This is a genomic window from Paenibacillus sp. SYP-B3998, assembly GCF_010820665.1.
GTDB lineage: Bacteria > Bacillota > Bacilli > Paenibacillales > NBRC-103111 > Paenibacillus_E.
In genome coordinates, this window is the sequence record NZ_JAAIKC010000001.1 from 746,108 (window position 1) to 770,992 (window position 24,885).

The window sequence follows — 24,885 nt, forward strand, 5'->3', positions numbered from 1 at the left end:
TAAAGCGCTTTAATTTTATTCGCTGTATGAACCTTAAAATAATGTGCGAGGAGCTGTGTTTATGAAAAAGGATTTCACCCAGAAATAATAACAGAGAAGTAGCATTTATTAAGTTTGAAAGTAGCAAGAAATGGTAGGTTAATCTTAAATAAAATACTATTTTTGTAAAGGAGTTTTTAATTTATGAAAAATTTCATGAAAGCAAAATCTCTTAAAAAGCTAGCTTCGATCTTGATGCTTGTCATTCTTGTTTTTACTTTATTGGGCACATCCACTGTCGGAGCTGTAGGAATCAATGGCAAAATTATTGGTGCATATATAACTGATTATCACTTTCCCAATGTGAATACCGTACCTGCGCAAAAGCTGACAAACATTTTCTATGCATTTGCAAGCGTTTCCAAAACAGGGAATGTATCAGGCGGCGATAAGACGCAGCTTGGTCAATTGGTCTCACTGAAATCAAAGAATCCCAATCTTAAAATTAGTATCTCCGTTGGCGGGGACGGCAACAGCGCTAACTTTTCTCCAGCATCATCTACAGAAGCTAACCGCACTGCATTTGCAAATAGCGTGGTGAAGTATATTCGCGACAACCATTTGGATGGCATTGATGTGGATTGGGAGTTTCCGCAAAATAACACCGATAAAGCGAACTATACCAAGCTTTTGGCAAAACTCAGAATCGTTTTGGATGCGGCAAGCGTTGCTGACGGTCGTTCTAGCAACAAATATATCATAACAACGGCTACAGGTTCTGATGACTATGGTCTTCACTACCTGGATCTGGCAGCTGTAAATAAGTATTTTGATTTCATTAACGTAATGACTTACGATATGCAGCCAAACAATAAATCGCATCATTCGAACCTTTATACGTCCTCACTGAACACACAATTCAGTGTTGATAAATCGGTTAAATTTTATAAGAGTCAAGGTGTTCCTGCTAGCAAATTAGTAATCGGAGGCGCATTCTATACCCGTGGTTCGCAGGATGACTTATCTTATGATGATCTGAAAGCTGGCTTTATTAACAAGAATGGTTGGGTGCGTAAATGGGATGACACAGCGCAAGCTCCTTATTTGACAAAGGGGACGGGTTTCATCAGCTATGACGATGCCCAATCGCTGACAGCCAAAACGAATTATGCGAAGCAAAATGGTCTCGGTGGCGTAATGTTCTGGGAGTATGGTCAGAATCTGAATGGAGAGCTGCTTGACGCTATTTATCAAGAAACGATCAAGTAAAAAGCTTATCTCGCAATGTAAGTGCTAAGCCTTTTTTGCCAATTATCGTGGGCAAATAAGGCTTTTTTTACGTTCTCATCAACAGTAGCAATAGGGATACCAAGCCGCTTGGTTAAATCTACCGCCCCTTCGCAGCCAAGGGGAGTTACCGCTGTAGTTATTTCCGGGGAAATACCCCCACAGTAAATGTTCTTTGATATAAATGTCCTTTTAAATACAAAAATAACAATATTACCTAAATTTATTAGGGGTGTAAGAAAAGAGTGTTAAAAGTAAATAAAGTCTTAGACTGAATATTAGCAAGACCTAAACATAAGAAAATCAAATAAAATAAAGGGTTCTACACGCTGATTTCTCCGATTATAAAATTCTCATTAGAAACACCATTGATCAATGAACCTTGGGGACGAAGCCAATTTCAGTTCGTGTTTTTGGGGTAGTAGGAAAACCCCGGATATTTGACGACAGGCCATTTCTCCTTGCGTAAATAATCCAATAATTCTGGTCCAACATGCAAATTGTTTCTAACCAGGTCGCGAGGGGTAAGCGCCATCCATTGGTTTAACGACACATCAACAAATCGGTCGCTCTTGAAAATTTCCAAAAACCATAGAGTTTGATTGCCGGTATTCTGAATATAGTGCCCAGTAGCAAATGGTACATAGCCGACATCACCAGCTCTATAATCAAATGTACGTGCTGTACCATTTCCAGTAAATACTGTCATGCGTCCCTGTCCGGTAAGGTAATACTGCCACTCATCGTTATTCGGATGCCAATGTAGTTCTCTCATTGCGCCCGGTTCAATCTCAACAAGCGCCGCTGCGATATTTTTTGATATAGGAAAATTAGAAGAGTCTACGATTCGTACGCTTCCGCCAGGTGTTTTAATTGGCGGTTGCGACAATAAATGATGCGTAAAACTTTGGGGAATCGTGCCATAAGGCGATTGAACTTGTTGTGATTCTAGCGGTCCTGGTACGTTGTCTTGATATATATACAGTTGTTCGGATGGAATGTGATCAAATGCGCTGATAGGAACCCCAAAGTTAGCAGATAACACTTCTTTGGGTGTATGTGCGAACCAATCTGAAATGGATAACGTATTGAGGTCTGAAAATGTACCATCATCAAAAACAAGCAGAAATTCGCAACCTTCCTCTAAGCCTTGAATGGAGTGGGGAATACCCGGTGGGAAGTACCACAAATCTCCTGGACCGACATCCGCAATAAAATTGCGACCATTCTGATCTACCGATGTAATTCGTGCGCGACCTAAGAGCATATAAGACCATTCAGCTTGTTGGTGCCAATGCAGTTCCCTTACACCGCCTGGCGTCAAACTCATATTTACACCTGCAAGCGTGGTCGCAATGGGTAGCTCCCTGACGGTGATTTCCCGTGACCACCCCCCGTGACTTAATGTCATAGAAGTGTCTGAGAATGAAAATCTCATATTAGGGAGCAAGCCTGAATCCGTTATTGGTGGAACTAGCATGTTAGGGTTTTCAATATCCCGCATAATATCCCTAGGACCGTTATCAATCCCGCCAGCGCCGTCAATTCGGATGGGCTGTGGGACATTTCCGTACATACCTTGATTCCGTTTCGGAATTTCCATTTCGTAGTCTCCTCTCATTAGATGACACTCTCTGTATACTTTTTCTAAAAAATATATGATACAGGTTCTGTGTTAATGATTTATCTTCTGAAGAGATTATAGGTCAATGTTTGCATCACAATACTACAATGTAGGGAGATTTGTGCATTTTGAAATTGACACAAATCTCTCTACATAAAAATAAAAAAGCCTGATTTCTCGGGCTTTTACTGAAAGAAATATGAAGGTACTTTTGTGTCATTGGACATGTAATTCCTTCTATAAATGTAGGCTCGAATGAACGCGTTCACCTTTTCCTCCGTTGAAGAAGCCAACACTGGCTTCTTCATGATCGGGGGGGGGCCTCCTGTTGGATTGTCCTCTTCTTTTCACTGTAATCGATTTATTTAGTTCCCAACAAATTGCGTTAAACCATCCTTGAATCAAATAATCAGACCCAACAGCGTCTACCTGCGTTGTCTGATTATTTGAGTGACTCCAAAATCATTTTATAGTCGGTATTCGGACCTGCCTACCCCCAAGAATATTCGAACCTAGCATCCAGATTAAGATTAAAATCGAATACCTATTTCTGCTGTGAAAGATTGACAATCCAATCAGTCAGATCCTGGGTCTGAGAGAGGAGCGCGATAGGATCACGGTACCAAGAACGATCCTCCCCCCATAGATAGACTCGGCCCTCGCGAACGGCCTTTAGGGAACCCCATACAGGGTCCTTTTGTAATCTCTCCATCGAAGATTCAGTGGTCAGCACGATGTAGTCTCCGGCATATTCCGGCAGCTTTTCCAAAGATGTTTCAGAGTATGTCTTCTCCATCACCTTCTCAGGAAGGGCAGCTGGAGCATCAAGGCCCAGCGCTTGATAAATAATTCTGCCACCGCGACCTGATTTGGCGCCGAACACGAACACCTGTCCATCATACTCCTGAAATACAGAGAATGTGGCATCTTTAGGCAAAACCTCTTCAACTTTGGTTTTAGCCACAGCTATTTGTTTATCATATTGACTCAGCCATTCAGCCGCTTCAGTCTCTTTGCCCAGCACATTTCCAAAGTAGGTCATTTCCTCATGAACACTGTTGAAGGTATTAGAGGCTACTGATACTGTCGGTGCAATTTGACTATATTTATCATAGACCTCCTGCTTGGTAGTATGTGTAATGATGAGATCCGGTTCCATGGTTAGCAGCTTCTCAAGAGAGTCTCCGATCCCTTCAACACCTACTAAATGACCCTTCAGGTAGGGACTTTGCATCAACAAATTATTCGAACCGATCGGTTTAATGCCCAATGCGATAACGGTACCTAGATAGTCTACCGCAGCAACTCGCTTCGGTACCAGCGGAATGTTAATATCACCAAAATGAGTAGATATCGTTTTGGTTTGAGAGGGTTGCGCAGCATCGGTGGGACTATTGGTAGATAGATTACTTGAAGACGTCTTTGTTCCTTCCGAACTGTTCGAACTCGTGCTGGCAGGAGCATTACTACCGGCAGCGCATGCGCTGAGTATAATACTGAAACACAGCCATAGCGTGGATAAAATAATGGCATTGTAGACTTTATGCATGGTGTAATCCCCTTTTTTCATATACTGATAATGATTTTCATTGTCATAATCAATATAGGTTTTAGAGGAGTGGATAACAATGGAGTTTTTTAACGCCTTTTTTGTATGATTAGAACTCTGATCATGACGGGCTATATGTTTATTTCTGAATTGGCCGGGGGCGATGCCCGCATATTTTTTGAACATACGATTAAAATAAAACAGATCCAGGTATCCTACACTGCTCGCGATTTCCTGCAAAGTCGCATCTGTTGTAATCAGTAGACGCTGCGCTTTCTCCATACGTAGCTTTAATTTATACTCGTTAGGGCTGAGTCCGGTCTGCTCCTTGAACTTACGCGACAGATACTGCGGACTGTAATTGAGTTGCAAAGACAATGACTCTATGGATTTCGATTCTTGATAATGCTCAGATAAAAAGCGCAACACCTGCTCTACCAAACTGTGTTGACTAATCTCCCCAGGACTGAGCTGTATCTGACGCAGTAACCTATGTACAAATTGGTAAAAGACTCCCCTAACCTGCAATTTGTCCAACCCGCCTGTTTGACTCCAATCCCGATGCATATTTTGTATGAATTCCAATAATTCTAGAGCATCATGCGGCACGAAGCCGAATGACTGCTCGAATGGATTATCGCTTTGCAAAAGTATTTGAAATTCATAGAGGCAGTTTTGTGGCAATAAAGCCTTATATAGAATCAGATAGTATTCAAAAAGTGTCTCCGCTTCAATTTCCAAGCATGCCCCTTTCCCTCCATGCAATACATAAAACCTGTCGGCATAATGGACATCCCCGTCCAGCCATAACTTACCTCTGCCGAGCGCAGCATAAACAAAGGCACTGGCGGGAATTGTGTACCTGTGCAAGCGCTCGCCTGTCTCCAACACGTTATGCCTGACATCAAGAACTCTAACATTAGCCTGATTCCATAACTGGATGTGATCATTGATGTTCATTTGCTACTTTTCAGATCCTTTCTCTTCTCACGCAGCCGACAAGTAGATATTCCTCAATACTTGGAAGGGGAATGTCGGCGTAAAGGAGATTTTTGAGAATCATTCTCACTTACATTGTATCGAAAAAGAGAAGGTCTTTCAATTCCAACAATCGGGTCACGAAAGTCATTTTTTTCCTTTGAGTAGCCATATATTTTGATTCGTGAAAACAGGCGCTTAATTTTCTTGCTGGTTTATAGACCTTGTTTCCGGAATCCATAACACTAGGGAGAAGGAAATTACATCGAAAGAGGGGAAATATTATGGATTATGTAAAGACCAGAGAGGTCACATACGACCACCAAAGACTTGTAACAGGCGATAAAGTTACGCGGATCGAAGCATGACACATGGCACCCGAAGGGCATGAAATTGGCACTTTTTCGCCGGTTAACTAAGCTGAAGCAAACTTTGCATGCAACAAGACCTTGTCAATGCCAAGGTCTATTGGGTTGATCTCTTTCATGTGTAAACTGAGAACGTAGATTTTTAACAGATCAACGGATGGCTGTCCCGTTTCTGAGGCTCTTAAATAAAGCTTGAAGGTGACGTAACGTCACCGAATATAATAGAAATAACGAGAGGAGGACGAGTGCTTGAAGCCGGAGGAATATCAATACTTGACAACGGGTCAACTCGCGCAGCGAACAGGGATGACTCTGAGAACGCTTCGCTACTACGACAAGATCGGTTTGCTAAAGCCGACACAATACAACCATGCATCCGGCCGCCTCTACAGTAAAGAAGATGTGGTACGGCTGCAAAAGATCCAGATGCTTAAGTATATCGGGTTGTCCTTGGCCGAGATCAGGCAATTTATCCTAGACGACACCGCCCCCGAACAAGACATGGGAAGTTCATTGAAGATGCAAAAAGGAATCATTCAATACAAAATCGCTCATATGCAATACGTATCCAAAGCCATTGAAGAAGCGCTGGGTATGATGGATGAACAGGGACAGGAAGTAAATTGGGAAGGTTTAGCGGACATTATCCAGACGATTCATAAGGAAAAGGACTGGAGTGAGCAGTACCATAATGCGATTCGGCTGCAGGCGAGAATACGGCTGTACGATCAGTTTAGTTGGAACATGATCGGATGGCATCGGTGGTTCTTTGAGCATCTGGGCTCGCTTCCCCGTCTAAAGGTATTGGAGCTCGGCTGTGGTGATGCGGCCTTATGGAGAAGGAATGCGAACCTCGTTCCAGAAACCTGGAGCATTACGCTTACGGATCTGTCGGCAGGGATGCTTGAGGAGGCCCGGATGAGCTTGGGTGCGCATAGCGGGCAGTTCAAATTTCTGCTTGCCGACGCCCAGGAAATTCCTTTCCACGAAAACGAGTTCGATATCGTGATAGCTAATCACATGCTTTATCATGTGCTCGATATTAACCAGGCCGTATCAGAGATGTACCGTGTGCTGAAGCCGGGCGGCTGCTTGTACGCCTCAACGATGAGCAAAAGTCATTTGCAAGAAATCGAGCAGTTGACCCAAGCTTTCGATCCGCATATTCAGGTGCTTGACCCTGTGATGGAACGCTTCCAACTAGATAACGGGAGAGAAACGCTGCAGGCCTCGTTTACCGCGATCGAACAGATCCGGTTTGAGGATTACATGCTGATTGACGATGTGCAGCCGCTCATCCAATACATTACTTCAACGCCGATGAACGCGAGGAAGGTTCTTATCGGCGCGAAGCTCGACCAATTCATAACTTATTTGCGGGCCAAGATAGCGGAAAAAGGAAATCTCTACATCACGAAGGATTCGGGATTCTTCTTGGCTAGAAAAATGCATGAGAATAAGGAGAAATACTTATGAGACCGAAAATTGAAATGGTGAAAGAAGAAATTTTATCAAACAATTGGTACTTGTTAAAAAAAATGACCTTCAAGTATCAAAAGCGCGACGGTAGCTGGGAAACGCAAGCTAGAGAAGCGTATGACCGCGGCAATGGCGCTGTGATTCTGCTGTATAACCGGGAAAAGCAAACCGTAATTCTAACCCGGCAATTTCGAATGCCGACCTATATGAATGGAAATGAAACCGGGATACTTATCGAGGCTTGCGCAGGGCTGCTGGATAAGGACTCGCCGGAGGACTGCATTCGCCGTGAAACGGAAGAGGAAACTGGATACCGGGTAACCAACGTTCACAAGGTTGGGGAGGCTTATATGTCCCCGGGATCGGTTACGGAAATATTATATTTCTTCGTGGCAGAATATACTCCGCATATGCATACGGGCCAGGGCGGAGGCGTAGAAAAAGAACAGGAAGAGATCGACGTGCTGGAGCTGCCCTTCGGGCAAGCACTGAACATGGCGGAGAACGGTGAAATACGGGATGCGAAAACGATTATGCTGCTGCAATATGCCCAACTGCACGGGTTGCTTCATCCTGTGAGTAAGCCTCAGCATATCTTAATAGCGGGGCCTTATCGTTCCAATACGGGAGACGACAAGGTATTAATCGAAGCCAATATGCGGCTAATGAATGAAACCGCCCTGCGCGTTTATGAAATGGGGCATATGCCTGCCCTCGGCGAGTGGTACGCCATGCCGCTAATGGAAACGGCCGGCTCGCACCAGCTCGGAGATGAGATATTCGAGCGTATGTTTCACCCATCGGCCGTTCGGCTGTTATCCCATTGCGACGCGGTTCTTAGAGTAGGAGGGCCGTCCAAGGGTGCCGATGAAATGGTAAGAACTGCAGAGGCCAAAGGGAAAAGGGTATACCGCGATCTCAGTGAAATTCCAGTGCTAGCTTAGGCAGGGGTCGCACCAACAAAACGGGATTATCTAAGGAGCATGTGAAACAAAAGCAGCCCAAAACTGGAACAATACAGTCTGGGGCTGCTTTTTTCTGTTATTCAGCTATCGTTCTTCGTCAATGACTGACTGTTGAACTAAAATAAGGGGATTTTTTTTCCGCATAAAACGATTATCCTTTAAATTTGGGTAATGCAGTCTAATTCTTTATTTTCTCTGGACTAAGAGTGGGGAGTCTAGCATTTTGTGCTATGATATTTTACAACTTGGGAAAGTATCCTTGTCTACTACATGATGAGAGGTCGAGTATGCATGAAGCGATTGAAAAAACCATGGAGAACGTCAACCACACTCTATATTTTGCTTTTTACGATGGTTGTGCTGCCCATTTTGACGATTAGCGCGACCATACTTCAGGTGTATAAAAGAGATTTGCTACAGCAAACGACAGAAAGAACGCTTCAAACCCTCCACGCGGTGACGTATTCGATCGAGCAGGAAATAAACAATGTAGTGACCTTTTCCGCTGCGGTGGGCATGGATTCTGAAGTGCTGGAGACGGCGACTTTACTGCATGAATCAACGACGAGCGAGAGGCAGCCCTATTATATTGATTTATCAAAAGCGCTAGGCAAATATAGCTCTTCCATGTCAGGAAGGGTGCAGTCGATTAATTTTTTTTATAAAGGCGGGGGCGTTTACTCCTACTTAAAAGATTTGGCCATAGAAGATACAAATCTGCGTAAAATGGACTGGTATAAGCCAACAGTCACCGGGCAGGACCACGTGCATTTCTTAGGTAAGCAAGTTGGTGTGCTCTACGGGGCACCCGAATCCACTAGCATTGTAACGACCATTTCACCTAGCTATTTTCAAATGCTACATGATATTGATTTTATTTATTTTGTGTTTAGTCGGGATCATTTCGAGAAAATACTGTGGCAAAATCCGATCAGCGGATCATCCGCTTTCCGCATCGTAACGACGGGTGGAGATGTCATTGCTTCGAGTTATAACTTGCCGCCTAAGGAGCAGGGCATAGAGGCTTCACTCATGAGTCGGATTACCTCGGAGCGTGAGGGGAACTTCGTCGACACGATTCATGGTCAAAAGATGCTGGTTGCTTTTGCAACGGTGGACATTGCGAATTGGAAGGTCGTTTACCAAATCCCCTATAGCGAGTTGACGGCGAATTATCGGAGTATTTACCAACTAGTGCTTTTCGCCACGTTTGTCGTTATTGTTGTATTCCTCATCATTTCTTTCTATCTCGTACATAATTTAATGAAGCCCATTCATGTGCTTGTAGTGAAAATGTCGCGTGTAATGGATGGGAATCTCAATGCCAAAATTGAGGCATCCGGGAGCGCCGAAACCGTCACGCTTGGACGTACGTTCAACCATATGATGGATCAAATTAAGTTGCTCATCAAGCAAACGGAGCAGCAGGAGAAAGCGAAGCAGAAGGCCGAATTCGCGGCGATGCAATCGCAGATTAACCCGCATTTTCTTATTAATACACTCAATTCTATTAAACTCATGGCGATCATTAGCCGCGTGGACAACATTCGCAATATGACGCAGGCGTTGATCCGGTTAGTTTCTTCTTCCTTTAACCGAGGCGGCAGCTTAACGCCGCTCTCCGATGAAGTGGACAACTTAAAGCAGTATATTTTCATCATGGAGACAAGATATGGGAATAAATTCGAGGTGCAATGGGACGTTGATGAATCGGCCAAGCCGCTTTATATTTTGAAACTATTGCTCCAACCCATTCTTGAGAATGCCATTACACACGGTTTGGTGAGCAAAGAGACGAACGGTACGATTCGGATTGTCATTCACAAGAAGGGTGAACAGTTGTGCATTGGCATCGCAGACGATGGCATCGGAATTTCAGACGAGCAGATCGAGAAGTTGCAAGACCCTGATCAGGATTATACCTTCAGTGGGATGGGCATTCTCAATGTGCATCACCGCATTCAACTTCACTATGGACAACAATATGGGGTAACGATAGAACGACTAGAACCGTCTGGTACCAAGGTGGAAATCACGGTTCCAGTCATACGAAGCCGCGAAGAGGATCAATCGGGTAGTTCAAAATAGATCAAGAAAAGAGCAAAAACGATCATTCGGCTGTATGAAAGAATCGATTATGATTAAGGCAAGGTACGAATAACCTAATCGAGATCAGGTGGAGGGTCAATGCGATGAAGAAGAGAAAATGGGTAAGCTCCTTGGCTTTGGTGGGGTTAGTGTCTGTGACGGCTTTGACAGGCTGCGGAGGCGCGAATAAAGCAGTTACGTCAGCAAGTGCAGTGCCGGAAGCGACCAAAGTGGCATCACAGACGGCTAAACCGACTGAACCTGTGAAGTTGAAGCTCGCGATGTGGGACACGAAAGCCGATTTGGAATTTTGGACAGAGAAAGTAAAGGAATATTCCAAAATGAAGCCAAATGTAACTGTCGAAGTTGAGAAAGTGCCTGACAATGGCGGTCAGTATCTCAAAGTTAGACTTGCTGCGAACGATCTGCCTGATCTCATGTATTTGAAGCCTGCGCATTTCCAAATTTATAAGCAAGCGCTGCTGCCTTTGGATGATTTGAACGCAGTTAAAACGAACAAATACCCGACTAAAGTAGATGGCAGGACACTAGGCGTTCCTTTAGTTTCATTCACAGAATTTGTGTACTATCATCCTAGTATTTTCAAAGAATTAGGCATCGAAGTTCCGAAAACGTTTTCAGAATTCATGGCGACAATGGAAAAAGTGAAAGCTAGCGGCAAGTATACGCCATTATCCCTAGGCGGGAAAGAAGACTGGACGTTCTACCCGCTGATGGAGTTCGGACCGCACATTTTGTCGGGCGATGAGAATTATCTTGCCAATCTTGCCAAAAATCCGGCGCCTTTCGCAGCGGGCAGCACCTTTGACAAGGTTGGAAAAGCAGTGAAGGAGATTGCAGACAAAAAGTACGCAGGTCCTGACGCATTGTCGGTATCATTTGATCAATCGACACAATCTTTTGAGGCTAAGAAGTCAGCCATGATTGCACTCGGCCAGTGGTATTACGCTTCTTACATGGAGAAAGTCAAAGCTGATGACGATCTTGGGGTATTTCCGCTACCTTTCAGGGATTCAGAGAGCACAGATTTGCAATCCATCATGATGGCGGATATGAATGTTGGAATTAATAAAAGTTCCAAAAACGTGGATGAAGCCAAGGCGTTCTACGAGTGGATGTTCAGTAAAGACGTGTACACGAGCTTCATTAATAAGCTCCAGCAGTTTTCCACGGTTAACGGCGTGTCAGCGGAACTTCCATTCTTCAATACGTGGACGACGAAATATCCCTATAAACCTTTCGTTTACAACGGAACGGATGAAGGTTATGCGAAGGTAAGCTCCGCTGCGCAGTTTGATTCGAAAAAAGCGGCTCAAAGTATTTTTGCAGGCAAATCGATTGACGCAGTAGAGAAAGAGCTCAATGAGAAGTGGAAGAAAGCCATTGATTCAACGACGAAGTAACGATCATAGCGGGTACTATTTTGGGCAAGATGGAATAGTACCCTTTTTATATCAACGAGAGCTGAATCTCGTTACACATAGGAGTGAGTGAAGATGAGCTACACCGTACAGAAGAAAGTAATCATTTGTTCGTTTTTATTCGTTCCTGTTGCACTCATGCTTTTATTTCTCATCTATCCAACGTTTCAACTGTTTCGCTACAGTATGACGAACTGGGATGGATACAGCGAGGGCTTGATATATATTGGGTTGGAAAACTATCGCAAGCTGCTTTTCGATTTCCCGGATGCGTGGCAAGCGATTGGGAACAATGGCATTTACTTTGTCGTGCACTTACTTTTTATTCCTGTGGAAGTGATGACGGCCGTGCTGCTCAATCGGACAATTCGTGGCAGTTCCTTTTTCCGGTTCACGGTGCTGATGCCTTATATTATTAATGGAATCGCGGTTGCTTTCATGTTCAGCTATATCTACAATCCAGTGAATGGTCCTCTAAATGAGCTGCTTCGATGGATAGGGCTAGAATTCATCATTACCGGATGGCTAAGCAATCTGCATGTAGTCAACTACTCGCTGGTCGCCGTTTCTATTTGGCGCTTCAGCGGGGTTCATGTCATTCTCGTGCTAGCCGGATTGCAATCAATTCCAACGGATTTATATGAGGCTGCCAAAATGGATGGCGCGGGCTTTTGGACGCAGCTGCGTCAAATAACATTGCCAGGCATACGTCGGGTGATGGAAATCATCTTGTTCTTAAACATTTCCGGTGCGCTGCTGCAATACGATATTCCGTACGTAATGACAGGCGGGGGGCCTGGAACAGCGAGCTCCACGTTCGGGTTGTTTTCCTTACAGACAGCGTTTACTTATAACAATTACGGCCTCGCTTCGGCTATGGCAGTCAGTCTTCTGATCTTGATCATTTGCTTCTCTTCCTTACAAAATTGGATCATTAAAGATAGGAGCGGGTCTTAAATGAAACGATCCCTAACGGCGAGTAAACAGCAATTGCTGAGCAATGCGCTATACTATATACTTTTTATAGCGATGTGTTTACTTGTTTTTATACCTATTTTGCTTGTTGTATTCGGCTCCTTGAAGACAAATGCAGAACTGGCCGCTACGTCGCCGTTCTCTTTCCCAAGCAATTGGTTCCATTTTGAAAATTACGTTAAAGCCTTCAACGAAGGACATATTTTACTAGGTTTGCGCAATACGGTCGTGATGGTTGTCATCAGCATGGCTGGCAATGCGCTGCTCGGTACGATGACGGCTTTTGTGCTTAATCGCTTTGATTTTAAGTTCAAGAAATTAGTGCTGCTGCTCTTCATGGTTTCAATGATTATTCCGACCTATACAACGGAGATCGCGCGCTTTCAATTAATTCATTCTATGCATTTGTACAATACGCTAGGCGCTCCCCTGCTTATTTATGTGGGCACAGATATTATGCAGATTTATATTTACATTCAGTTTCTGGAAAAGATATCGGCGCAGCTTGATGAGAGCGCGATGATGGATGGCGCATCTTATTTTCGTGTGTTCCGCTCGATTATTTTTCCTTTACTGCTGCCGGCAACGGCTACGCTTGGGATTCTCAAAAGCGTCACGATCATGAACGATATTTATTTGCAAAATTTATATATGCCCAAAAAGGAGCTGGCAACTTTACCGACGGCGCTCATGGCTTTTGTGGGCGAGCGCAGCTCTGATTTGGTAGCTTTGTGCGCAGGAATTATTATGGTGCTGCTGCCGAGCATGCTGTTTTACATTGCCTTCCAACGGTATATCTTCAATGGATTAATGGATGGAGCGATCAAAGGATAGCCTGTGAGATGGCTAAGAAGCAGTTCTTCATGTGGGGGGTTACTGGGTGTATAAGATGATGATCGTTGACGATGAACCGTTAGTTCGTTTGGCCTTGCATCATTTGATTAATTGGCAGGCTCTCCATATTGAAATTGTGTGTGAAGCGGCTGATGGCGTGGAAGGGCTGGCCATGCTTAAACAGGCTGGCGACATTGATCTGCTGCTTGTTGATATACAGATGCCGCGCATGAATGGCATTGAGCTCCTGAAAGCATTGGCTTTGGATGATCCCGCTTTGCGTAAACGTCCAGTTCCAATAATTCTAAGCGCTTACAGCGATTATAGTTATGTACGAGAAGCTTTTCTGCTAGGGGCGATGGATTACATTGTCAAGGTGGACATGGATGAGGAGCATATTATTCCTGTCATGACCAAAGCAGTGGAGGAGCTTGTTCGCTTACGGATGGTTTCTAGCGCCTCAACTACAGGGGAAACTGGCGAATTCCCACTTGAAGAACGCGAGCAGCATGCGGTTAATCAAAAGTATGGGCTGCAAATCGATCGGGACGCGCAGCTTCAAAAGCTGCTTGATGTAGACCCGAAGCTTGATGCTGAGGGATTTAAGGCATTATCGGCAGAAGCTGCTTTCGTGAATGAAACGAATCAAAAGGCTATTGTTGTCCATGTGGCCAAAAATATCGATGTAAGAAGGTCGCATAGTTTTATTCAGCAGACGATTCATACAGTGCTTCATGAAACGTCGATAAAGCATGAATTGGTTCGGCGAGATGATTTCGAATATGTGCTGTTCTGCGCGTTCCCTCAGGACCGCAGCGTGTCAGCGATTCGGGAGAAGATTCACAGCGCATTGACGATGATTCAGACTAGGTTGCTGCAATATGTGAACGCTGCCATTTCGGTAGGTATAAGCGACTTGAGTCATGGCGTTTCGCAGTGGCACCACCTTTATCATCAGGCGCGCCAACTTGCGCGAAGAAGCTACTTTGAAGGCTTCGGCAAGCTGTTTTATCAGGAATCGGCTACATGTAACGGAAATGTGACCGATCAAATGAGGAAACAGGAACAGTCGTGGTGGGACAACCTCAAAGCTGACCGTCTAGTCGTGCTTCAGGCGCTGAAGCTTACGGATGAGCAACAATGGCTGCTTGTATACGAACGAATGGAAAAGCTCTTGCAAAACACTAAACAGAAATCTCCCGACATCATGAGAGCTTTTTTCATTGATATTTTGTGGGAGATTGGCGCAATTCTTTATGCCAAAGGCATTCGCTTGGAAGAGGTTCAGCCAACGGCTAGCAATCCATTTGACGAAATCAAGCTTATCGGGACGCTTGAGGAAGGCTTGTATTACGTCAAGCAGATTCTGCTTCGTACCCATGCTATGATTCACGAAACTAATTCCAATAACGCTGTTCGCTACAGCACTCCGATCGCTAACGCGAAACGATTTCTTGACTTGCATTATCGCGAGGAAGTCAATCAGACGCTTATTAGTGAGATGGTCGGCGTGAGCGAGAGTTATTTGAGCAAACAATTTGTGAAAGAAGTAGGCTGCAACTTTATTCATTATTTGACAAGGCTGAGGGTTGAAGAGGCAAAAAGATTATTGGAATTGGGGATTAAGATTTCTGATATTTCGGAGAAAATTGGCTATCTGAACCCTGAGCATTTTAGCCGTATGTTCAAAAAAATGACTGGATACAGTCCCAAGGCCTACCGGGAAAGTTTGGGAAAGGCTTAGGCATAGAAGGTCCAAAAAGAGCTGACCTTTCTTGATTTCTTGAGGCAGCTCTTTTTATGATATTAATTTTCAACAAATTTATGGTTTATACGACAAAATTCGTGTAATCTTAAGGAGAAAATATCTAATTTAGGACGCAGGAGGAAGTAGTGAGATGTCTTTTTTTAAGAAAATGCTAGCCAAAGTAGGAATCGGGAATATCGAGGTAGACACGCAATTTTATACAGAGGTGTTTGTTCCGGGAGAAGTCGTAGAAGGCGTTGTTATTGCCAAAGGCGGAAGCGTAGAGCAGACCGTGGATCAACTGTATTTCCAGCTCGTAACGGAATATATCAAGCCGGTGGAAAAAGATGAAGACCGTGATGGGCGAACTGAAATCCATTTTCAAACAGAAACTTTCGTTATTGCTAACTTCGTTTTGGGCGAACGCCTTGTCTTCATGCCCGGTGAAACCATAGAAATTCCATTTAGCATCTTGCTGCCGCATGAAACGCCAATTTCGATTGGCATCAATCCGATCTGGATCCATACGGGATTGGATGTGGACAACGCGATCGATCCTACGGACCGTGACGATATTGAAATTGTGGCTCATCCGTTCTCAGCTATTATTTTTGAAGCGCTTGAAGCGTTAGGATTTCAAGTACGCAAAGCGGAAAATGAATATTACCCGCAAAGAAATTATCATTTACCGTTTATTCAAAAATTTGAATTTGAACCGAATTTCAGAAGTGAATATAAAAAATCAGTCGATGAGGTCGAGCTCGTGTTCTATCCCGATGAACGTGGCGTTGAGATCATTTTGGAGTTTGACCGCAAAATGCGTGGCTTCACTGGGTTTTTGGCGGATATGCTTGATGCTGACGAATCGCATGAGCGGATTTCTTTTCGTCGTGAAGAGCTGGAAGAAGGCGCTTCAGCCATGGCAGAGCGGTTTAGAGAAATTTTTGATGAGCTTTTGGAACACTAATTGGCGGAATCCGCAATTTACAGAAGGTGTTTAAACTTGAAAGGAAGCCAATTAATGGAACAACAAAAAGATTTCACACGACCATCAAAGCATTCTTTAATATTCTGGTTAAGCTTCACGATCTCATCGTTATTATTTATCATATTTTCGTGTGAATTTCTTTACTACGAAACAGACGTAAAAGAAATAAACAACTTTATTTCTGTGTATGTACAGGTAAATGTTACTTCTGCTCTCGCAATTGCTGCACTTGTAGCCAGTATTAGCACATTCAGATGGGATCATTATCGCAAGGCAATTCAAGATAAACCTGTGGAAGTACGTAAAGAAATAATGAGGAATCAAGCAAAAGATCCCTTGTTTAGAGTGATGGAATTTATATGTTCTTTTATTATTATGAATCTGTTAACTCTAATTTCCGGATACGTATTGAATGTTAAATCACAGCCCTCCGGGTATTTTGGGATATGGGTAAGTGCCTTTTTAATCTGCATTTGTTTTATTTTAGCGCTCTTTCTAATTTATTACTCTCTTAAATATATGAAGGAATTGCTTTACAGGTAGATTCAACGAAGAAGAGGCCCGATGGCCTCTTTTCTTATTAAGCATATGCAATTTCTTTAAATTCAAGCTTTACGGTCGTCAAATGGGTTAATTCAGGTGTTGAGAAGAAGTCAGCCAATCTTCGAAGCCGCATGTATATGGTTCGTAAAATAACGGAATCCATTTCAGTGATCATACTTTGATTAGCTAGATGATCTTGTAAGCTAACCTTAATGAGATAATCGCTATCTCTGAGATCAACTAAACTTTGTTTGCTTGGATTGTAACCATTATTTAGTACGTATTTCGTTTGTTGGATAGCACTTTGAAAGAGGTCGACGCATTTTTTTGATAGGTGAACTTGCCTTTCTAGTCCGAAAGAATCTGTTAAGGTGAGCATCTGATTTTTGGCATCTAAAGCTTCTTTCTTGAGGTACACTAATTCATGAGTGCCAATACCTTCAATAAGTAAACGAATTAAGATGGCATCTTGCGGATTAATGCATTGAGTTTCAATAAAACGAATTTTTTCTAGTGTAAGAATACGAAATCATCATCCCTTCAATTGTGTAAAAAATTGGGTTCTTAGTTATATTTTACATGAATATAACGGGAAATCATACGATGAATAATAGGAAGTTTTGTTCCTTCCTGACTAAACATCTATATACTTTATGACAAGAGAATATATATTATTACGGTAAATCTTATATTGTGCAGATGACGGTTTTAAATAGACTATTGACACCTGTTTACGGGCATTTTTTCTTGGATGGCGTTTCTTTGCAACAAGTCAAAAAGATCAATCAATAACAAAATGTATCAACATTTTGTTATCCAGATTAGCTATATAATGGAGGGGAGCCTAATAAGGGGAAGATGAGTTCATGATCGAAATCGGTACTATGAAGTGGAAAATAGGCTGGGCATTAGATACTTTGGTCGCTTTACACTAATTTGTATACGCTTACATCCAGTTCGATCTAGGTTGTAGTCTCCGTTCAGTTGAAGGTGGTGAACAATGCTCTGCTTTTCGATGTGACGAATATTGCCGAGAAAGGGACGACGAAAGTAAGTACGATTGGAAGGAAAAACAAATAGTCTCTGCTCGGTAATTAAGCTATTTCTCAGGCTTAAGACCAGGCAAAGACTATTTTTTTAAATATGTAAAGTCATTCCATCATACGCGACTTGGATTCCATAGGGTTCGAAGATTTCGATCAGATCTTCATGCAGGAGGCCAGCATTATGGGAAAAGTGAGTGACAACCATGGTTCCCTCAGGGTTCAAAACCTGATGCTTCATCAGCCATTCTTTCGTTTCAAGAACTGCATCGACGTTCATATGATTGGTTCGATGGTTAGAACGCCCAACTGTGCATTCCAAAACGACCAGATCTAGTTTCTTGTTCTTGAGCCATGTCCAGGTTTCGTCAGGAAACCAGCCGCTGTCGTGTCCGTACAGGATGGTTTTTCCATCCTTCTCGATGCTATATAGCAAGCACGTTTCAAGAGGATCATGGCTAGCAAGAAGAGGGACAATCGTCGACGTTTGTGTCTGAATGGCTTCGAAGGGTCTTACACGATGCAGCTCGTAATTATGTGTAAGGCCCTGTAACGCCAGCGTTGTCATCCGCAGTGGAACGTCATGCGCATACACATGCAGGGTGCTATTGCCTGATTCCGCATAGCCTTCTGCGCGAATAGCCAGGTCTTCGGCATAAAGATGATCAGAATGTGAATGGGTGATCAGCAAATCTTGCACACGATCCATATCTAGCCCATACCGTAACGAATGGTAGAAGGTATCTGGCGGAAAATCAATCTTTAGTACTTCATCGATCAGTACGGATGTGCGTGAACGGACATTCGAACCTCCGCGTTCACGGGCCTGCCGACAAGTCGCGCACTGGCAAAAGAGCGATGGAATCCCCTCAAATGCAGCCGTTCCAAGAAAATGAATCTTCATTTGTTCCTCCTAAGAGTTTTCGAAGAAAACTAGCATCGAAAGCATAGCTAGCCAAACATTCCGATTAAGATGATGCCGATCGTAATCAGAATTGAGCAGATGATCCGGATAAGTCCTTGTTTTTCTTTGAGGACGATAATGCCTAATAGCGTAGCAAAGACAGAGCCGATTTCCCTAATCGGGGAGATATGGGCTACCGGTGCATACGTTAACGCAAGCAAGAACAGCAGATAAGAGCCAGGGTTAAGAATAGCCCCCAACAGAATGATTTTACCGTTGAGCTTCCATTCCATACGAAGCTGCTTGGAGGCGAGAACCGTTGGCGTCAGAGCCGCTACAAAGCCAATATTCGTTACTTCTAATAAAGTTAGAGCTGAGATATGCTGTAAATTAAGTTTATCGACGAGCACATAACAAGTTGTGCATACGCCCACACACAGTGCTAAGAGAACTGGTTTTATGGTAACGGCAGCTAAGGGTGATTTTGAATGATTACGAACGATTCCGCTTAATAGGATGAATCCGCTAATCATAATAATAAGCCCCATCCATCCCAAGATGGATAGCGATTCTCCTAGAAATAGTACACTAACGATAGGGATTAGGAGTGTGCTTGTGCCCCTCATGATCGGATACACTTGTGAAAGATCGCCCGCGTTATAGGTGCGGGACAAGAGAAGTGCGTAAGCACCTTGCAGCAATGCTGATAAAAGGATGAGTCCATAGGCTTGCAGCGTTAAGGGATTGAACCACATTTCCTTCACAAAAGAAGGAAATAGAATGATGGTTGTCAGCATAGTGATCGACCAAAGAAACACACTTTTATTATTGCTTTTCTTGGCGAATAGACTCCAAATCGCATGCGTTAGTCCAGATGTCAAAACAAGAAGTAGTGCAACAATAAACAAGCCATCATCTCCAAAGGTGACAATTATTTCTCAGGTACGTGTTCAGGTTGCTCCCTTACGACGGTACCATCTGCGAGACGCAGCCATGTTTCAAATTCTCTGACGCCTTGACGGAGGCGTATCATCCGCGCACCACGGGGAAATCCTTCCTTGCCGTAGGTATTATAACCGGATGCCCGACCGTAACAAAGGCGAATACCGTGAAGCTCTCCAGTAAAGTCATTCGTATGATCGTGCCCGACGAATGTCCCCATGACGTCACCCATTTCCACCATTGCGTTGAACAAACCTGAATTCACTTTAGCGCTGCAAACGTCTTCGAATTTATGCCCGTAGCAAGTTTCCTTATCCCAAACCTCTTTGTACTCAGGTAAAGGGATATGAAAGAAAGCCAATGCAGGAAGCGCATTGCCGCCGGCATGATCGCGAAGCTTATGCGATTCCTCTCTATACCAGGCGATCTGATCGCTGCGAATCCAATCGTATCCTTTGACATGTGGCAGCGGAGAGAGATTGCCAGAATCGAAAAGATACAAAACAGCCGCAGGTTTGTCGTCAGAGCCTGCAATTTGCAGCACATAATTGCCGACACCGTTCAGCTGTATGGGTCCAGGTGAGGCAACCGTATGCTTATGTTCAAGAACGCTATTCATAAGTTCTTCTCTAGTAATTGCTTGCTCTGTATCATGATTACCGAAAGCGACAGCCCATGGAATACCACGTGATTCGGCGGCCTGCACAGCATCCTTAAAAGCTTGCAGAGGCTTCTCGCAGATAGGTTCACCAGGTGTTACATAGCCTGTATAGATCACATCTCCTGTAAAAACAACAAGGTCAGGTTGCTCGGCATCCAGCACTTCCTCCATGAGTCGTAGCGAAAGCTGGTCCTCCTCACCTCCGTTTTTCCAGTGAATATCTGTGAATTGTGTAATCGTGAATGTTTGATTTTGGCGAAAAGAGAGTTGATGGGGCACAGTAATAATCCTCCTCATAGTAGGAATTCAGTTGGTATCGTGTTGAATTGACAAATATTTGTTGTTGTTTTGTGACTATTGTATCTCTCGTTTTAGGTGCTGTCAATGTAAATCTGCGCTTAAAAACATAGAAGTTCGTAGACAGATCACAGGAAACCAATGAAGAAATATGATTACCTATGGAAGAAGTCTGAGAGACAATAAAGGAAGCTCACTTGGCAAGCTTCATCCTGCTAACCAATCGGTATGAAAGCTGTATGCCGATAACATGGATTTACCAGATAACGTGTAAGGAAGCCGCCCGTTTCTTTTGTAATCTCAAAATATAAAGATACGGAAATAAATCGTCGATTTACGATTGGATGCGTTCCGCTTATGTTTGTATACGTGTGATAGCGTTTACAATTGAGGAGGGATAATGATGATGAAGTCTAAACAATCGGTTCGACTCCTGCTGCTCTGTTTCCTATTAATAATAGGAACTGTACTGGGAGTTAACCCTCAATCTGCTCAGGCTAGCGATGAATATGATGCATTGGGGGTCAAACTGCAGCGATTACTGCTTGGCGACGGTCAATACTCGCTGCCCCTAACAGATACTATGCTGCAGCAGAAGATTGCCACTATCGACAGATCAACGTCAAGCTGCTCATCGGCACAGGCCCCTTGCGCTAGTGGCAAAGGCTACTGGGACACCATGAATGCGAGTGCAAGCCGCACTTATTTATGGGTTGATTTACCGTTCACAAGTTCAGATAGTTATACCAAATCCGGTGATATCTCCGCTTCTTATGGACGTTTGTATGCGATGGTTTCAGCACTGTATACGCCGGGTTCTGTTTTTTATCAAAATGCAGCATTAAAAGCAGATATTTTAAGTGCATTGGATTGGCTGTACACACAAAAATATAATACGACCGTAACAACTTATGGAAACTGGTTTCATTGGCAGATTGGCGTACCTCAACTGTTGACCAAGACAGTCATTCTAATGGGGAACGATCTTAGTCCGACACAAGTGACTAATTACATGAATGCGGTTAACCGGTTTATCCCGACTGCGTCGGCTCGCACGGTAAGCGGTAGTCCTGTAATGACGGGTGCGAATTTACTGGATCAAGCAATTGCCGTTGCCTATAGGGGAATTATCGTTAAGGATGCCTCAAAAATTTCAAATGCCCGCGATGCATTAAGCAGCGTATTTGAATATGCATCGCCTTCAGCAGCTGTCAACACTTCAGCGCGTGACGGTTTCTATCAAGATGGATCGTTTATTCAACATGCCGCAATGCCTTATATTGGGGGTTATGGAACATCGCTGCTTAATGATGTGGGTATTCTTCTCTACACGTTAGGAGGATCTAGCTGGGATGTTACGGATGTGAACAAATGGAATGCCTATAAGTGGGTATTCGATTCGGTGGAGCCATTTATTTATAACGGCAATGTGATGGATATGGTTCGTGGACGTAATATCGCCTATGGCCCATCTTTAGGGGTAAAGGATGAACAGCCGATCCTGACTGGGAAAGGGCTTATTTCGTCTCTATGTTATCTGCTCATGACGGCTCCAGAAGATAACCAGCAGCTAGGGGCTTCGTATCCGTTGCATCCGAAACAAGCCATTCAGGGTATGCTAAAGTACTGGCTCAGCGTTGATAGCGGAAACCAAATCTTATCAGCCGCTTCCATTTATCAATATATGCAGCTTAAACAGATCGTTCAGGATGCTTCAATTCCATCGCGGGGAGAGAAAATCGGTCAATTTCAGTTTCCAAGTCAGGATCGTGCGGTTCAACTGCGCCAAGGTTACGGATACGGGATTAGCATGTCATCCAAACGCGTGGATAAATATGAATCTGGGAACAAGAACAATGTGAAAGGCTGGTATACCGGTGATGGCATGACGTATTTATATAACAGCGATCCGACGCAATTCGATAATTATTGGCCTACGGTCAATCCGTATCGATTGCCTGGAACGACGATCGATACGCAGACACGTACTGCGAACAGTAATTGGACGAATTACTTAAGTCCGAACACATGGGCAGGAGGGGCGGAGCTGCTTGGCCTTTATGGCGCAACAGGCATGGATTTGAAATCGCCTGGTGATATCGCTACGGGAGGCGCGGTGACTACGCCATCTAGCCTGACCGCGAAAAAATCATGGTTTACCTTTGACAATGAAATCGTTGCTTTAGGCGCGGGGATTACGAACAAAGGGCAAACCGGCAACGGCTGGGATGGCACAACACGTAAAGTGGAAACGATTGTAGATAATCGCAAAATGAATGGCAGCAATGCGCTCACGGTGAATGGCGACGTTCAACCTGCAGCTTTGGGGTGGTCAGATACGTTAAGTGGAGCGAACTGGCTTCACCTGCAAGGCAACACGAGCGGGGATACGTCAAGTATTGGCTATTATTTCCCAGGCTCAACGACGCTTAAAGCGAAAAGGGAAGCGCGAACTGGCACATGGAACGACATTAATCAAGCGACCCCGAATGTATACACCGTTTACAATACAGAAGATACCTATGTGCGGCAAAATGAACCGAATCACGGGACTGAGTCGACGCTGCTTGTAAAGAATGATACTGGCGGCTATGCCCGCGAAAGCTATATTAAGTTTGATCTGAGTTCTTATGTTCCAAGCGGCGCAACGTTCGATAGCGCTCAAGTTACGCTTGTTCCAACTTCGATTGGATCAACGGGAAATGCGATTCAGAACACAGCTGAATGGGTTTCCAGCAGCGCGTGGTCTGAAACCGACTTGCTATGGTCCAATAAACCAAGCTCTACCGCATTAAATCCAGTTCAACAATGGAGCGGCATGCAGGTTGGCACTCCGGTAGCGATAGATGTTACAAATGCGCTTCAAACGGCGCTGTCGAGTAATCAAACCACGGTAACCCTACGAATTTATGCGTCTTCAGAAGCGGATGCCAACGGATGGGTTTACTATGCTAGCCGTGAGAATCCGAATTCTACGTATCGTCCGAAGCTTACGCTTACGAATTATAAGGAGCCAGTCAAAGCGAATTACCTGACATTATGGATGGATCATGGGACGAACCCGAGCAATGCTTCTTATAGTTACGTTGCTTTGCCGAATGCAAGCAGTGCTCAGGTTCAAAGCTATGCGGCTCAGCCTACTGTCACGATACTGGAAAATAGCTCGAGTGCGCAGGCTGTTAAAGAGACTTCGCTGAACATTGTCGCTGCCAACTTGTGGGAAGATAGCGTCAAGACAATAGGTGACGGGAATGGCGGGAATCTGATCACCGTTGATAAGAAAGCGTCCGTACTCGTTAAAGAAGAGAATGGTGCCCTTGATTTCGCCATTTCTGATCCTACCCAAGCGAATGCAGGAAGCATTCAAGTGGAGTTGAATCGCAGCTATGCGGCTGCAGCTTTTCTAGATACGGGTATCACCGTAACGCAATACAGCCCTACTTTAAAGCTGTCTATTGATGTTAGTGGCTCTTATGGCACTACATTCCATGCTCGTTTTACAAACGCGACGCCAACAGTGATTCCCTCACAAGCGGATGCTTGGGTGAGAGATGGCAGCTACGCAGGGACGAATTATGGGAGCAATGGGTATATGGAAGTGAAGAATGAGAGTGTGGGGTACAATCGCAACGCGCTTGTTCAATTTGATCTTTCGACCTACACGGGAACCGTTTCTAAAGCAATGATTATGCTGTCTCCAACGGGAGCGCCGAGTACCCCTGTGTATCATCAGGCGAGACTGCTCTCACAGGTATGGGGTGAAAATACGCTGACTTGGAACAATAAACCTGCTTCTCTGTTGCCGTTAGACCAGTGGAAAGTGCCCGCAGCAGGGAAAAGCGTCTGGATCGACGTAACCGAGCAGGTACGCAGCGCCCTTGCTTCGTCGAACAAACAAATAGGTATTGAAATTTCTTCTTTAACTAACGGTTCATCAACATATGTCAGCTACGCTTCAAAAGAAAACGCGGTTGCCGCAAGTAAACCGATGCTGCAAATCATGCCTTAAAAGCATGGGAATACGCAATAACTTTAAACGCCTTTTACTCCGTTTTTCAGAGTAAAGGGCGTTTTATTTTTGTAGGTCGGATCTCCCTGTCTGTTTGTTGACAGGACCAGTTCTACCTTATACACTGAATGAAAACAACAGGAAACATCATCAATTTAATATAATCGGTCATTTTAGGAGGCT

The 24,885-nt window shown here is 44.1% G+C and carries 16 protein-coding genes; 10 read left to right on the top strand and 6 right to left on the bottom strand.

Annotation, left to right across the window (positions count from 1 at the left end; all coding sequences use genetic code 11):
- The first annotated feature begins 183 nt into the window (after positions 1 to 183).
- Positions 184 to 1,248, top strand: a complete 1,065-nt coding sequence (locus tag GK047_RS03285; protein WP_163941079.1) for a glycoside hydrolase family 18 protein — start codon at positions 184 to 186, stop codon at positions 1,246 to 1,248.
- 418 nt (positions 1,249 to 1,666) lie between these two features.
- Here GK047_RS03285 and GK047_RS03290 read toward each other — a convergent pair whose 3' ends face one another.
- Positions 1,667 to 2,869: an oxalate decarboxylase family bicupin gene (locus GK047_RS03290; RefSeq protein WP_163941081.1), complete on the bottom strand. Its 1,203-nt coding sequence runs from the start codon at positions 2,867 to 2,869 to the stop codon at positions 1,667 to 1,669.
- A gap of 565 nt (positions 2,870 to 3,434) precedes the next feature.
- Positions 3,435 to 5,399 (bottom strand): AraC family transcriptional regulator, encoded by a 1,965-nt coding sequence (locus tag GK047_RS03295; protein ID WP_163941084.1) that lies wholly within the window; start codon positions 5,397 to 5,399, stop codon positions 3,435 to 3,437.
- 635 nt (positions 5,400 to 6,034) lie between these two features.
- On the opposite strand from GK047_RS03295, the gene GK047_RS03300 reads away from it, so the two are divergent.
- From GK047_RS03300 to GK047_RS03335, 8 genes are all read left to right on the top strand, one after another.
- The gene (locus tag GK047_RS03300) at positions 6,035 to 7,261 is read left to right on the top strand and encodes a MerR family transcriptional regulator (RefSeq protein WP_240343746.1); all 1,227 of its coding nucleotides are present in this window, start codon (positions 6,035 to 6,037) and stop codon (positions 7,259 to 7,261) included.
- On the top strand, positions 7,258 to 8,208 hold the full coding sequence (gene nudK, locus GK047_RS03305) for a GDP-mannose pyrophosphatase NudK (RefSeq protein ID WP_163941087.1): 951 nt from the start codon (positions 7,258 to 7,260) through the stop codon (positions 8,206 to 8,208). Before GK047_RS03300 ends, nudK begins: the two co-directional genes overlap by 4 nt.
- A 312-nt stretch (positions 8,209 to 8,520) precedes the next feature.
- Entirely contained in the window at positions 8,521 to 10,317 is a 1,797-nt protein-coding gene (locus GK047_RS03310; RefSeq protein WP_163941090.1) for a cache domain-containing sensor histidine kinase, read from the top strand.
- Positions 10,318 to 10,421: 104 nt separating this feature from the next.
- Entirely contained in the window at positions 10,422 to 11,741 is a 1,320-nt protein-coding gene (locus tag GK047_RS03315; RefSeq protein ID WP_163941095.1) for an ABC transporter substrate-binding protein, read from the top strand.
- Between the two features lie 93 nt (positions 11,742 to 11,834).
- Positions 11,835 to 12,716 carry a carbohydrate ABC transporter permease gene (locus GK047_RS03320; RefSeq protein WP_163941099.1) on the top strand — a complete coding sequence of 294 codons (882 nt, stop codon included), beginning with the start codon at positions 11,835 to 11,837 and terminating at the stop codon, positions 12,714 to 12,716.
- Positions 12,717 to 13,568: a carbohydrate ABC transporter permease gene (locus GK047_RS03325; RefSeq protein WP_163941102.1), complete on the top strand. Its 852-nt coding sequence runs from the start codon at positions 12,717 to 12,719 to the stop codon at positions 13,566 to 13,568.
- 55 nt (positions 13,569 to 13,623) lie between these two features.
- On the top strand, positions 13,624 to 15,312 hold the full coding sequence (locus GK047_RS03330) for a helix-turn-helix domain-containing protein (protein ID WP_240343811.1): 1,689 nt from the start codon (positions 13,624 to 13,626) through the stop codon (positions 15,310 to 15,312).
- A 154-nt stretch (positions 15,313 to 15,466) separates the two neighbouring features.
- A complete protein-coding gene (locus GK047_RS03335; RefSeq protein WP_163941108.1) occupies positions 15,467 to 16,282 on the top strand; it encodes a sporulation protein in 816 nt (271 codons plus the stop codon).
- 601 nt (positions 16,283 to 16,883) lie between these two features.
- Here GK047_RS03335 and GK047_RS03340 read toward each other — a convergent pair.
- The 4 genes from GK047_RS03340 to GK047_RS03355 all read right to left on the bottom strand — a co-directional run bounded on the left by GK047_RS03340 (position 16,884) and on the right by GK047_RS03355 (position 20,675).
- The gene (locus GK047_RS03340) at positions 16,884 to 17,369 is read right to left on the bottom strand and encodes a phage lytic cycle repressor MrpR family protein (protein WP_481855940.1); all 486 of its coding nucleotides are present in this window, start codon (positions 17,367 to 17,369) and stop codon (positions 16,884 to 16,886) included.
- 614 nt (positions 17,370 to 17,983) lie between these two features.
- On the bottom strand, positions 17,984 to 18,793 hold the full coding sequence (locus GK047_RS03345) for an MBL fold metallo-hydrolase (protein ID WP_163941116.1): 810 nt from the start codon (positions 18,791 to 18,793) through the stop codon (positions 17,984 to 17,986).
- 47 nt (positions 18,794 to 18,840) lie between these two features.
- Positions 18,841 to 19,701: a DMT family transporter gene (locus GK047_RS03350; protein ID WP_163941119.1), complete on the bottom strand. Its 861-nt coding sequence runs from the start codon at positions 19,699 to 19,701 to the stop codon at positions 18,841 to 18,843.
- Positions 19,702 to 19,724: 23 nt separating this feature from the next.
- Positions 19,725 to 20,675, bottom strand: a complete 951-nt coding sequence (locus tag GK047_RS03355; protein ID WP_346010278.1) for a metallophosphoesterase family protein — start codon at positions 20,673 to 20,675, stop codon at positions 19,725 to 19,727.
- A 418-nt stretch (positions 20,676 to 21,093) separates the two neighbouring features.
- Here GK047_RS03355 and GK047_RS03360 point away from each other — a divergent pair, with 418 nt between their 5' ends.
- Complete coding sequence (locus tag GK047_RS03360) at positions 21,094 to 24,702, top strand: polysaccharide lyase family 8 super-sandwich domain-containing protein (protein WP_163941125.1); 3,609 nt, start codon at positions 21,094 to 21,096, stop codon at positions 24,700 to 24,702.
- The last annotated feature ends 183 nt before the right edge of the window (positions 24,703 to 24,885 follow it).